The sequence below is a fragment of the Pseudomonas sp. W15Feb34 genome (assembly GCF_023127765.1).
Taxonomy (GTDB): domain Bacteria; phylum Pseudomonadota; class Gammaproteobacteria; order Pseudomonadales; family Pseudomonadaceae; genus Aquipseudomonas; species Aquipseudomonas synxantha_A.
In genome coordinates, this window is the sequence record NZ_SPKN01000025.1 from 142,775 (window position 1) to 154,999 (window position 12,225).

Below are 12,225 nucleotides of genomic sequence, written 5' to 3' on the forward strand. Positions count from 1 at the left end.
CCGCTTGGTCTTAGCGTCGGCGGGCGAGGAGGTGCTAGGATACTGATCCGATTTAGGGACGGCCACTGCGGTCGTCATCTAGTCCTGGGTTCAGTCGTAGGAAAGTTGGAGTAGTTGGCGTTTTTCCCCGACAATCTTCCACGTTTCGCCGATTTTATCGCTTCAGTCCCATATTGAAACGATTTGCCAAGGCACTTATTTACGCCTTACAAAATGTTGCGCATGAACAAGCGGGCGTTAAAGCAGTCTGTTCTGCATCGAATTTATTTACCGAGGCGCCCTGGCGCATCGCTACTTTGAGATAGCCGTCCTCCATGTTTGGTTCCAACGACGACAAGAAGAGCCCAGCTGCGGCTGGCGAGAAAAAAGGCCTGTTCGGATGGCTGCGCAAAAAGCCGCAGGAAACCGTCGTCGAACAGCCGCAGGTTCAAGCTGAGCCTATTCCAGAGCCTATAGTAGAAGCCGAGCCGGTTGCCGAGACGCCGGCGCCGGTGGTGTTGCCCATCGCGGAGCCGGTATTGCAGCCGGTGGTCGAGGCAGAACCCGAGCCGGAGCCCGAGCCCGAGCACAAACCGTGGCTTGCGCTACCGGTAGCCGAAGAGCCGGTGGCACTGGTTGAAGATGTGCAGGCTGAACACGTGACGCCGCCCATTCCGGTGGCGCCACCGGTAGAGGTAGTGGTCCAGACGCCGCCAGCGGTCGAAATCCCGGTTGAAGTGCCTGCTGTCGTTGCCGCGCCTGCGGTGATCGAAGAGCCTGTCGCGCCTGCCGAAACCAGCAAGAGCGGCTTTTTCGCCCGCCTCAAGCAGGGTCTGAGCAAGACCAGCGCCAGCATCGGCGAAGGTATGGCCAGCCTGTTTCTGGGCAAGAAGGTCATTGATGATGAACTGCTGGAAGACATCGAAACCCGCCTGCTCACCGCCGACGTGGGTGTCGAAGCCACTGCCGTGATCATCCAGAGCCTGACTCAGAAGGTCGCGCGCAAGCAACTGACCGACGCCGATGCGTTGTACAAATCCTTGCAGGCCGAACTGGCTGCAATGCTCAAGCCCGTGGAAGCGCCGCTGGTGATCACCCCGAACAAGCCGTTCGTGATCCTGGTGGTCGGCGTCAACGGCGCGGGCAAAACCACCACCATCGGCAAGCTGGCCAAGAAGCTGCAGGGCGAGGGCAAGAAAGTCATGCTCGCCGCCGGTGACACCTTCCGTGCCGCCGCCGTCGAGCAGTTGCAGGTATGGGGCGAGCGCAACAAGATCCCGGTGATCGCCCAGCACACCGGCGCCGACTCCGCTTCGGTGATCTTCGATGCCGTGCAGGCCGCCAAGGCGCGTAATATCGACGTGTTGATCGCCGATACCGCCGGGCGCCTGCACACCAAAGACAACCTGATGGAAGAGCTGAAGAAAGTGCGCCGTGTGATCAGCAAGCTCGACGCCGATGCGCCGCATGAAGTCTTGCTGGTGCTCGACGCCGGTACTGGTCAGAACGCCATCAGCCAGGCCAAACAATTCAACCAGACGGTGCAGCTGACCGGCCTGGCATTGACTAAGCTCGACGGCACGGCCAAGGGCGGGGTGATTTTCGCCCTGGCTAAACAGTTCGGGTTGCCGATTCGTTATATCGGTGTCGGTGAAGGTATCGACGACCTGCGCACCTTTGAAGCCGAACCCTTTGTACAGGCACTGTTTGCCGAGCGGGAGCGTTCATGATTCGATTCGAACAGGTCGGTAAACGCTATGCCAACGGGCATGTGGGCTTGCATGAGCTGAGCTTTCGAGTGCGTCGCGGCGAGTTCTTGTTTGTCACCGGTCACTCGGGCGCTGGCAAAAGCACGCTGTTGCGCCTGTTACTCGCCATGGAGCGCCCGACCACCGGCAAGTTGCTGCTGGCGGGCCAGGACCTGGCTACCATCAGCAATGCGCAAATTCCGTTTCTACGCCGCCAGATCGGCGTGGTGTTCCAGAATCACCAGCTGCTGTTCGATCGCACGGTGTTCAACAACATCGCGCTGCCGCTGCAGATTCTCGGGCTGTCCAAAGCCGAAATCGTCAAGCGCGTGGATTCGGCGCTGGAGCGCGTGGCATTGTCGGACAAAACCGACCTTTACCCGGGGGACCTGTCCACCGGCCAGCAACAGCGCGTCGGTATTGCCCGCGCCATCGTCCACCGCCCGGCCTTGCTGCTGGCGGACGAACCCACCGGTAACCTCGACCCGCGCCTGGCGGCCGAGATCATGGGGGTGTTCGAAGACATCAATCGGCTGGGCACCAGCGTATTGATCGCCAGCCACGACCTGGCCCTGATCGCCCGTATGCGCCATCGTATGTTGACCTTGCAACGTGGCCGCTTGATCGGTGATGGGGAGGCTGGCGTATGAGTGCTACCCGTAGCCCCAAAGTATCCGAACGCGTGGCACCCAAGCCTGCCGATCCGCAACCGCCGAAGAAAAAGCGTGACGAAGACGATGGCCCGGACTTCGGCACCTTGCTGCGCGCCTGGATCGAAAGCCATCGCGCCAGCCTGCTTGACAGCCTGCGTCGCCTGGGCAAACAGCCGATCGGCAGCTTTTTCACCTGCCTGGTCATGGCCGTAGCCTTGAGCCTGCCGATGGGCTTGTCGCTGCTGCTTAATAATGTGGAGCGCCTCGGCGGTTCCTGGCAGCGGGCGGCGCAGATATCGCTGTACCTGAATCTGGACACCAGCAGCAAGGACGGCGAAGCGCTACGCGACGACATCAAGAACATTCCGGGCGTAGCGGATGCCGAATACATAAGCCGCGATCAAGCCCTTGAAGAATTCCAGCAGCAGTCCGGCCTGGGCGAGGCGCTCAAGGAGCTGCCGCAGAACCCGCTGCCGGGCGTGGTGCTGGTGACGCCGAACGAGGTCGACAAGCCGGCGCTGGAGGCCCTGCGACAAAAACTCGCAGAGATGCCCAAGGTGCAACAGGCTCAACTTGATCTAGTCTGGGTAGAGCGCCTGGCCGCGATCCTCAAGCTGGGTGACCGCTTTGTGTTCGGCCTGACGGTGTTATTAGTGTCTGCATTACTTTTGGTGATAGGTAATACCATTCGTCTTCATATTGAAAACCGTCGCACCGAGATAGAAGTGATTAAACTGGTCGGCGGCACGGACAGCTATGTACGCCGTCCTTTCCTGTACATGGGCGCGCTTTATGGCCTGGGTGCCGGGGTCTTGTCCTGGGGCGTGCTGGCGTTTGGCCTGAATTGGTTGAACGACGCGGTTGTCGGGCTGGCGGGTTTGTATGGCAGTGATTTTGCCCTGGCCGGGGTGCCGGTAGCCGATGGTCTGAGTCTCTTGCTTGGCGCGGTGTTGTTGGGGTATATCGGTGCCTGGATTGCGGTAGCACGGCATTTACGCGAACTGGCGCCGAAGTAGTTAATGCCAGATTAATGTGGTTTCGTTTGTATTGACCGTATCAGTGGTTTAGGGAACTTGTCCTACGGTTCCCAGGTCAATTTTCGCAGTGCTGAACTGCACGAGTTATGTGAGTCGGAGGTTTTTTCGTATGACCACTTCTTTGCAACCTGCTTATGCCTTGGTCCCGGGTGCGAACCTGGAGGCCTATGTGCACACGGTCAACAGCATTCCATTGCTGACACCCGAGCAGGAGCGTGAACTGGCCGAGAGTCTCTACTATGAGCAGGATTTGGGGGCGGCTCGGCAGATGGTGCTCGCCCACCTGCGTTTTGTCGTACATATCGCCCGTAGCTATAGTGGCTACGGCCTGGCCCAGGCTGACCTGATTCAGGAAGGCAACGTTGGCCTGATGAAGGCTGTAAAGCGCTTCAACCCTGAAATGGGTGTGCGCCTGGTGTCGTTCGCCGTGCACTGGATCAAGGCGGAAATCCACGAGTTCATCCTGCGCAACTGGCGCATCGTGAAAGTCGCGACCACCAAGGCCCAGCGCAAACTGTTCTTCAACCTGCGCAGCCAGAAGAAACGCCTGGCGTGGCTGAACAACGAGGAAGTCCACCGCGTGGCTGAAAGCCTCGGTGTGGAGCCTCGTGAAGTGCGCGAGATGGAAAGCCGCCTGACCGGCCATGACATGGCCTTTGACCCAGCCGCCGAAGCGGATGACGACAGCGCCTTCCAATCGCCTGCCAACTACCTGGAAGACCACCGGTACGACCCGGCGCGTCAACTGGAAGACGCCGACTGGAGCGATAATTCCAACCACAACCTGCACGAAGCGCTGGAAGTGCTGGACGACCGCAGCCGTGACATTCTCTACCAGCGCTGGCTGGCAGAAGAGAAAGCCACGCTGCATGACCTGGCGCAGAAGTACAACGTGTCGGCCGAGCGGATTCGTCAGCTTGAGAAAAGCGCGATGAACAAGCTGAAGTTGTCGATCGCCGCCTAATTCAGCTGGCAATGCTAGTTTGAAAATGTGGGAGGGGGCTTGCTCCCGATAGCAGAGTGTCAGTCAACATCAAAGTGACTGATCTATCGCTATCGGGAGCAAGCCCCCTCCCACATTTGTTTTGTGTTGTGTCAGTTGGACCAGGGGGCTTTTCGAGAGTTGTTCAGCTCAGTCAGGTAGCCATCCCCACCCAACTGACTCATCTGCTGACGAATCCACGCCGCCCGCCGTGCTACATAAGCTGTCGGGTGGCTGGCACTCCACACCCGTGGATTAGGCAACACCGCCGCCAGATAACTGGCCTGTTGCCGCGAAAGCCCCTTGGCGCTCACGCCAAAATGGTGCCGCGCCGCCGCCTCTGCGCCGAATACGCCTTCATCCCATTCCACGCTGTTGAGGTACACCTCAAGAATCCGCTCCTTGGGCCACAGCACCTCGATCAACCCGGTGAACCACGCTTCCAGGCCCTTGCGCAAATAGCTGCGGCCGGCCCACAGGAACAGGTTTTTCGACACTTGCTGGCTCAGCGTACTGGCGCCGCGAATCGAGCCGCCGCGTTCGTTGTGCAGGATCGCGGCCTGGATCGCGCCAAAATCAAAGCCCCAATGTTGCGGGAAGCGCTGGTCTTCACCGGCCATCACCGCCACTTTGAGGTCATCGCTGATTTCATCCCACGGTACCCAGCTGCGTTGCAGGTCAATGGGTTCGCCGTCGATCCAGGACTCGACCTTGCGCTCCACCATCAACGCGGTAAACGGGGGCGGGACCACACGAAACAGCAGCACCAGCAACACACTGCCGATGGCGAACCATTTCACGACGTTGAGAAAGCGTTTGAAGAGGACACGCAGCATAGAGATGGCTTGGCCGAACCCGTTGAGCGGGCCATTATACAGACCCTGCCCGATGAGTCTGACTGGAGTTCCCCATGCTGCGTAGCTTTCTGATGCTGGCTGCCTTTTTCGGTTTTACCGGTGTCGCCCTGGGTGCGTTCGCCGCCCACGGCCTGAAAAACCGCCTGAGCGCCGACTACCTGGCGATCTTCCATACCGGCGTGACCTACCAACTGGTGCACGCCCTGGCGTTGTTCGGCGTGGCGTTGCTGGCGGCGCATATTCCCGGTCGATTGGTCAGTTGGGCGGGTATCTCGTTTACCGTCGGTATTCTGTTGTTCTCGGGCAGCTTGTATGCGCTGACGATGACTGGCATCAGCAAACTGGGGATCATCACGCCGTTTGGCGGGCTGGCGTTCCTGCTTGGCTGGTTCTTCCTTGGCCTGGCAGCGTGGCGCTTGCAGCTTTGACCGCTTGACGCTTGGAGCTGACCGGCAGGTCCCAATCGCGCTAGAATGCGGGCCCCTAAAAACGATGGCGGCCCGTGGCATGCGCATTCAGTTGAACGGCGAACCCTTTGAACTGCCCGACGGTGAAACCGTCGCGGCCCTGCTGACCCGCCTGGACCTGACCGGGCGTCGTGTCGCAGTGGAGCTCAACCTGGATATCGTCCCGCGTAGCCAGCACGCCGAGACCTCGCTGAAGGAAAACGACCAGGTCGAAGTGGTCCACGCCATCGGTGGCGGTTAGCCCGCCACGGCGGTAACGCATTCTGCAGAACCTCATCCAAACAGAGGATTTCCCATGAGCATCGTTCGTAACGACAAGCCTTTCGTCCTGGCCGGTCGTACCTACCAGTCCCGCTTGCTGGTCGGCACCGGCAAGTACCGCGACATGGAAGAGACCCGCCAGGCCATCGAAGCCTCGGGTGCCGAAATCGTGACGTTCGCCGTGCGCCGCACCAACCTGGGCCAGATTGAAGGCGAACCGAACCTGCTCGAAGTGCTGTCCCCAGACCGCTACACCTTCCTGCCGAACACCGCCGGTTGCTACGACGCCATCGAAGCCGTGCGCACCTGCCGCCTGGCCCGTGAGTTGCTGGACGGCCACAACCTGGTGAAGCTGGAAGTGCTGGCCGACCAGAAAACCCTGTTCCCCAATGTGATCGAAACCCTCAAGGCCGCCGAGACCCTGGTCAAGGAAGGCTTTGACGTGATGGTCTACACCAGCGATGACCCGATCATCGCCCGGCAGCTGGCAGAAATCGGCTGCATCGCGGTGATGCCACTGGCTGGCCTGATCGGTTCCGGCCTGGGCATCTGCAACCCGTACAACCTGCAGATCATCCTTGAAGAAGCCAGGATCCCGGTGCTGGTGGACGCGGGCGTGGGCACTGCCTCCGACGCGACCATCGCCATGGAACTGGGCTGCGACGCGGTGCTGATGAACTCGGCCATCGCCCACGCCCAGCAACCGATCATGATGGCCGAAGCCATGAAACACGCGATCGTCGCGGGCCGCCTGGCCTACCTCGCCGGGCGCATGCCGAAAAAACTCTATGCCAGCGCCTCTTCGCCGCTGGATGGTCTGATCAAGTAAGAGCTATTGATGACTGAATCAAACGAAACGCCGAACACCGTGGAAGCGGGCGACGAGTCCAAGCACCGCCGCATCAAGAGTTTTGTGATGCGCGCCGGCCGTATGACCGAAGGCCAGCAAAAGGGCCTGGAGCAAGGCACGCCGCTGTTCGTTTTGCCCCTGGCCGATGCGCCGGTTGATTACGACCAGGTGTTTGGCCGTTCGGCCCCACGCTCCCTGGAAATCGGTTTCGGCATGGGCCACTCCCTGCTGGAAATGGCCGCGGCCGCGCCGGAGCAGGATTTCATCGGTGTGGAAGTCCACCGTCCAGGTGTCGGCGCATTGCTCAATGGCGTGCTGACCCAGGGCCTGACCAACCTGCGAGTTTACGACTGCGACGCGATTGAAGTGCTCAACCGCTGCATCGCCGACAACAGCCTCGACCGCCTGATGCTGTTCTTCCCCGACCCGTGGCACAAAGCCCGTCACCACAAGCGTCGTATCGTCCAGGCGTCCTTTGCGGAGTTGGTGCGCAGCAAGCTGAAAGTGGGCGGTATCCTGCACATGGCGACCGACTGGGAACCGTACGCGGAATACATGCTGGAGGTGATGAACGTCGCCCCTGGCTACCGCAACCTGGCCGAAGACGGCAAATGCGTGCCACGCCCGGCCGAGCGGCCGATCACCAAGTTCGAGCGCCGCGGCGAGCGATTGGGGCATGGAGTGTGGGATTTGAAGTTCGAGAAGTTGGCTTAAACAGTCATCAGCTTGAAATGCAATCAAATGTGGGAGGGGGCTTGCTCCCGATAGCAGGGTGTCAGCCACCAAATCTTTGGCTGATACACCGCAATCGGGAGCAAGCCCCCTCCCACATTTGTATCTGTGTTGGGCCTGGGATCAGCGGCGGTCTGCCACTACCCCAATCAACACCAGCACCACGATCAACACCGGCGCCAGGCTGTAGTTATTGAATTGGCTCAGCCCCCGCACAATCCACGGCGTGGCATAGATCAGCGCTGCACCGCTGCCGATCATGCACAGCAGGGCCATCAAGGGCACGCGCAGGGCGCCGGCGATGCTGCCCAGGCGCGCTTCGACCCAGCCCTTGATATCGGCGCCGAACAGCACCAACAAGCAGCCCACGAGGGCCAGGGAGATTTCCGACAGGTTGCTACGGCTCCAGCGGGATACGGTGGCGAGCAGGTCGAGTACCAGATCCATTCGATTTCCTTAAGAGCGATCAGCTCAAAAACGTCTGCAACAGGTCATTGAGAAAGAGTTGCCCGCGGTCGGTTGCCGCCAGGCGTGACGGTTCGACCTGCATTAATCCACTTTGTTCTGCCTCGCGGCGGCCTTCATCGAGGCTGGCCAGATCAAGGCCGGTGCGTTCGGCGTAGAGCTTGGCATCGACCCCTTCGGTCAGGCGCAGAGCGTTCATCAGGAACTCGAACGGCAGTTCGTCGTTGGTCAGCTCTTTCGCTCCGGCCTGGAAGCTTTTGGCCGGGTTGAGGTAGTCCTTGGGGGCGCGGGTTTTCCAGGTGCGTACGATGCGCCCGTCCGGGTGGCTGAGCTTGCCGTGGGCGCCGGCGCCGATGCCGATAAAGTCGCCAAAGCTCCAGTAATTCAGGTTATGCCGCGCTGGCCGCCCCGGTTGGGCGTAGGCCGACACCTCGTATTGCGCGTAACCGTGTTCGGCGAGCAGCGCCTGGCCGGCTTCCTGGATATCCCACAGCGTATCGTCTTCGGGCAGCGCGGGCGGCTGGTTCCAGAAGACGGTATTGGGTTCCAGAGTCAGTTGGTACCAGGACAGGTGCGTCGGATTGAGCGCAATGGCCTGGCGCAGGTCGCTCAGGGCATCGTCGAGGGATTGATTGGGCAGGCCGTGCATCAAGTCCAGGTTGAAGTTATCGAACCCTGCCTGGCGCGCCATGCCAGCGGCGCGCACGGCTTCATCGCCATTGTGAATACGGCCCAGGGCTTCAAGCTTCTCTTGCTGGAAGCTCTGGATGCCGATGGACAGGCGATTGATCCCCAGTTTGCGGTACGCCACGAACTTCTCTTGCTCGAAGGTCCCGGGGTTGGCTTCCAGGGTGATCTCGATATCCGCGGCGAACCGAATACGGGCTTCCACGCCTTTTAACAAGCGGCCCAACGCGGCGGCGCTGAACAGGCTGGGCGTGCCGCCACCGAAGAAAATCGAACTCAGCTCCCGGCCATAAACGGCGTGCAGGTCTTGATCCAGATCCGCCAGCAATGCATCTACATACTCTTCTTCCGGCAGCACCTTGCTGGCGGTGTGGGAGTTGAAGTCGCAATACGGGCATTTGCGCACGCACCAAGGGATGTGGATGTACAGCGCCAGGGGCGGCAGGTGGGGCAGGGCCGCCCGTGGTGTTTGCGCGCCACCGTGGATCAGCGGCTGCGCAGAGGTGTTCTGGGTCATTTCAAGCCCAGGCGCTGGCGCAGCAACACCATGGCGCGGGCGCGGTGGCTGATCTGGTTCTTGTCGGCCGGGCTCAGTTCGGCGCTGGAGACATTGCGCTCCGGCACCCAGAACAAAGGGTCGTAACCGAAGCCATGCTCACCGCTGGCGGCATGCAGGATGCGCCCGTGCCACAAGCCTTCGCACAGGATCGGCAGCGGGTCATCGGCATGTCGCACCAGGGCCAGCACGCAGACGAACTGTGCACCACGTTCGGCGTCGGGCACGTCCTTGAGCGCGTCGAGCAGCTTGGCGTTATTGGCTGCGTCGCCCTTGCCATCAGCGTAACGGGCCGAATAAATGCCGGGCGCGCCGCCGAGAAAGTCCACCGCCAGGCCCGAGTCATCCGCCAGGGCCGGCAGGCCGGAGATGCGTGCTGCGTTGCGGGCCTTGAGGATGGCGTTCTCAACGAACGACAAGCCGGTTTCTTCCGGTTCGACCTGGCTGAACTCGCCAATCGAACGCAGTTGCACGGATTCGCCGAGCATGGCCTGCAGTTCTTTGAGTTTGCCGGTGTTATGGCTGGCCAGTACGAGTTGGGTAAGGTTCATCATTCGGCCGGAAACAGTTCTTGGTTGAATTGGAAACCATGGGCTTTGCCGCCGGTTTCAACGTTGATGGTAAATGTCTTGTATTCCCGCTGGGTCACCGAGTAGGGCGCGAGGTAGCTGATGCCGCCTTTCTCTTCGATTTGCTTGAACGTCAGGATCTCGCTTTTGCCGCCCAAATCCTTGATGGTGCCGGTCACCTGGGCCGCGACCGGGGCCACGCCCTTGATCACAGTCACATTGATCAAACCCTTCTCCTTGCTGCGCACTACGCCGACTTTCTGAGCGGTCTCGGGTGGCAGGAAGCTGGAGGTGAAGGTGTTGTAGTGAACGGTGATATCGCCGAAGTCTTTCTTGCGATTAGCGTCGATAGCGTCTGCAGCCATGGCGCTGGCGCCCAGGCATGCGGTCAATAGAAAAATAGCCAAACGACTCATGAACGTCCCTCTTGAAGATGATTAGACGGCAACTTTGTGGTCGGTCAGGCCAGGACTGCTGACCCGGTAAATACCGATTTCGCCCAATAGATTGGGCCATAGCTTACTCGCCCAGCCGTGGCGGTGCTGTTGATCGACGGCAAGGCGGTTGATGACCTTGGCTTCACGCTCGCCACACAACGCTTCGAAGTCTTCGAAGGTGCAGAAGTGGATGTTGGGCGTGTTGTACCACGTGTACGGCAGGAAATCCGAGACCGGCATACGGCCCTTGGTGGCCAGGTACCAGCGGCAGCGCCAGTGGCCGAAATTGGGGAAAGTGATGATGCATTGGCGGCCAACGCGCAGCATTTCGTCGAGGATGCGGTCCGGGTAGTGCACCGCTTGCAGGGCCTGGGTCATCACCACGATATCGAAGCTGTTGCTGGCGAAGTTGCCCAGGCCCTTGTCCAGGTCCTGCTCGATTACGTTGATGCCCTTGGCCACGCACTGGGCGATGTTGTCCGGGTCGTTTTCCAGGCCGTAGCCGGTGACTTGCTTGTTGTCGCGCAGCCAGCTCAGCAGTTCGCCATCGCCGCAGCCCAGGTCGAGCACGCGGCTGCCGGCGGGGGTCCAGTCTTGGATGATTTCCAGGTCGGCTCTCATGGCGTTCTCACAGTGCGATTCGGTTCATGTAGTTGCTAAAGGCCTGCAGGTAACGCGGGATCGGAATCAGGAAGGCGTCGTGGCCTTGCGGTGCATCGATCTCCAGGTAGCAGACGTCTTTCTTGGCGGCCATCAGCGCATCCACCAGCTCACGGGAGCGGGCCGGCGAGAAGCGCCAGTCGGTAGTGAATGACATCACGCAGAACTTGGCCGTGGCGTGCTCGAAGGTTTTCGCCAGGTCGTCGTCGTGGTTGGCCGCCGGGTCGAAGTAGTCCAGGGCCTTGGTCATCAACAGGTAGGTGTTGGCATCAAAACGCCCGGAGAATTCTTCACCCTGATAGCGCAGGTAGCTTTCCACCTGGAACTCGACGCTGTGGAAGTCGTAGTTGAGCTTCTCGCTCTTGAGGCCGCGACCGAATTTTTCGCCCATGGAATCATCGGACAGGTAGGTGATATGCCCCACCATCCGCGCCAGCATCAGGCCGCGCTTGGGGATCACGCCGGCTTCCTGGAACGAACCGCCGTGGAACTCGGGGTCGGTGAGGATGGCCTGGCGTGCCACTTCGTTAAACGCGATGTTCTGCGCCGACAGCTTGGGCGCCGACGCGATAGCCAGGCAGTGGCGCACGCGGTCCGGGTAGCTGATGGTCCATTGCAGCGCCTGCATACCGCCCAGGCTGCCACCAATGACTGCGGCCCACTGGTGGATGCCCAGCAGGTCGGCCAGGCGTGCCTGGCTGTGTACCCAGTCTTCTACGGTCAACACCGGGAAGTCCGCGCCGAATGGCTTGCCGGTGTCCGGATTGAGGCTGCTGGGGCCGGTGGAGCCATTGCAGCCGCCGAGGTTGTTGAGGCTGACCACGAAGAACTTGTTGGTGTCGATGGGCTTGCCGGGGCCGATGCAACTGTCCCACCAGCCGGGTTTGCGCTCGTCAACGCTGTGGAAACCGGCGGCGTGGTGGTGGCCGGACAGGGCGTGGCAGATCAGCACGGCGTTGCTCGCCGTGGCGTTCAGTTGGCCGTAGGTTTCGTAGATCAGGTCGTAGGCAGGCAACGAACGGCCGCAGGCCAGGGCCAGCGGTTCGCTGAAGTGCGCCACTTGAGGCACGACCAGTCCAACAGAATCGGGGGGGAAGGCAGCTGGCATCGACCCTGCTCTCGTTTAAATGAGGCGTAAGTCTAAAGAGCGGGGACCCTAGCGGCAAGCAATGGTCTGTACCAGTACGCAGATACAAAATGTGAGAAGGGTTGATGTGGGAGCCGGGCTTGCCCGCGATGCAGGCACCGCGGTTTTCAGACACACCGAGGTGATGCTATCGCAGGC

Annotated in this window: 15 protein-coding genes; 8 read left to right on the forward strand and 7 right to left on the reverse strand. The window is 60.6% G+C overall.

Annotated features, from left to right (window positions below):
• Positions 1-314 precede the first annotated feature (314 nt).
• The 4 genes from ftsY (at position 315) to rpoH (ending at position 4,381) form a co-directional block, all read left to right on the forward strand.
• A complete protein-coding gene (gene ftsY / locus E4O97_RS11460) occupies positions 315-1,709 on the forward strand; it encodes a signal recognition particle-docking protein FtsY (protein WP_005792288.1) in 1,395 nt (464 codons plus the stop codon).
• Positions 1,706-2,377, forward strand: a complete 672-nt coding sequence (gene ftsE / locus E4O97_RS11465; protein WP_003213784.1) for a cell division ATP-binding protein FtsE — start codon at positions 1,706-1,708, stop codon at positions 2,375-2,377. Before ftsY ends, ftsE begins: the two co-directional genes overlap by 4 nt.
• Positions 2,374-3,396, forward strand: coding sequence for a permease-like cell division protein FtsX (gene ftsX, locus E4O97_RS11470; RefSeq protein ID WP_032878914.1), 1,023 nt, complete (start codon positions 2,374-2,376; stop codon positions 3,394-3,396). The genes ftsE and ftsX overlap by 4 nt, the downstream gene beginning before the upstream one ends.
• 130 nt (positions 3,397-3,526) lie before the next feature.
• Complete coding sequence (gene rpoH / locus E4O97_RS11475) at positions 3,527-4,381, forward strand: RNA polymerase sigma factor RpoH (RefSeq protein WP_003176698.1); 855 nt, start codon at positions 3,527-3,529, stop codon at positions 4,379-4,381.
• Positions 4,382-4,512: 131 nt separating this feature from the next.
• On the opposite strand, the gene mtgA is transcribed toward rpoH, so the two are convergent.
• Positions 4,513-5,235, reverse strand: a complete 723-nt coding sequence (gene mtgA / locus E4O97_RS11480) for a monofunctional biosynthetic peptidoglycan transglycosylase (RefSeq protein ID WP_248161376.1) — start codon at positions 5,233-5,235, stop codon at positions 4,513-4,515.
• A gap of 74 nt (positions 5,236-5,309) precedes the next feature.
• On the opposite strand from mtgA, the gene E4O97_RS11485 reads away from it, so the two are divergent.
• The 4 genes from E4O97_RS11485 (at position 5,310) to trmB (ending at position 7,548) form a co-directional block, all read left to right on the forward strand.
• Positions 5,310-5,684, forward strand: a complete 375-nt coding sequence (locus E4O97_RS11485; protein ID WP_032878916.1) for a DUF423 domain-containing protein — start codon at positions 5,310-5,312, stop codon at positions 5,682-5,684.
• Positions 5,685-5,763: 79 nt separating this feature from the next.
• A complete protein-coding gene (thiS, locus tag E4O97_RS11490; protein ID WP_032878918.1) occupies positions 5,764-5,964 on the forward strand; it encodes a sulfur carrier protein ThiS in 201 nt (66 codons plus the stop codon).
• A gap of 54 nt (positions 5,965-6,018) precedes the next feature.
• A complete protein-coding gene (locus tag E4O97_RS11495; protein ID WP_032878919.1) occupies positions 6,019-6,813 on the forward strand; it encodes a thiazole synthase in 795 nt (264 codons plus the stop codon).
• A gap of 9 nt (positions 6,814-6,822) precedes the next feature.
• Positions 6,823-7,548, forward strand: a complete 726-nt coding sequence (trmB, locus tag E4O97_RS11500) for a tRNA (guanosine(46)-N7)-methyltransferase TrmB (protein WP_032878921.1) — start codon at positions 6,823-6,825, stop codon at positions 7,546-7,548.
• Positions 7,549-7,689: 141 nt separating this feature from the next.
• Here trmB and E4O97_RS11505 read toward each other — a convergent pair whose 3' ends face one another.
• Genes E4O97_RS11505 through E4O97_RS11530 form a run of 6 tightly spaced genes read right to left on the reverse strand, consistent with a single transcriptional unit; the run spans position 7,690 to position 12,048 of the window.
• Positions 7,690-8,013 carry a DUF3392 domain-containing protein gene (locus E4O97_RS11505; protein ID WP_043046299.1) on the reverse strand — a complete coding sequence of 108 codons (324 nt, stop codon included), beginning with the start codon at positions 8,011-8,013 and terminating at the stop codon, positions 7,690-7,692.
• A gap of 19 nt (positions 8,014-8,032) precedes the next feature.
• Positions 8,033-9,235, reverse strand: a complete 1,203-nt coding sequence (gene hemW, locus E4O97_RS11510) for a radical SAM family heme chaperone HemW (RefSeq protein WP_248129941.1) — start codon at positions 9,233-9,235, stop codon at positions 8,033-8,035.
• A complete protein-coding gene (gene rdgB / locus E4O97_RS11515) occupies positions 9,232-9,828 on the reverse strand; it encodes an RdgB/HAM1 family non-canonical purine NTP pyrophosphatase (RefSeq protein WP_078822558.1) in 597 nt (198 codons plus the stop codon). Before rdgB ends, hemW begins: the two co-directional genes overlap by 4 nt.
• Positions 9,825-10,259 carry a DUF4426 domain-containing protein gene (locus E4O97_RS11520; protein ID WP_078822557.1) on the reverse strand — a complete coding sequence of 145 codons (435 nt, stop codon included), beginning with the start codon at positions 10,257-10,259 and terminating at the stop codon, positions 9,825-9,827. The genes rdgB and E4O97_RS11520 overlap by 4 nt, the downstream gene beginning before the upstream one ends.
• 21 nt (positions 10,260-10,280) lie before the next feature.
• Complete coding sequence (gene metW / locus E4O97_RS11525; RefSeq protein ID WP_248161377.1) at positions 10,281-10,901, reverse strand: methionine biosynthesis protein MetW; 621 nt, start codon at positions 10,899-10,901, stop codon at positions 10,281-10,283.
• Positions 10,902-10,908: 7 nt separating this feature from the next.
• Positions 10,909-12,048, reverse strand: coding sequence for a homoserine O-acetyltransferase (locus tag E4O97_RS11530; RefSeq protein ID WP_005792271.1), 1,140 nt, complete (start codon positions 12,046-12,048; stop codon positions 10,909-10,911).
• Positions 12,049-12,225 lie beyond the last annotated feature (177 nt).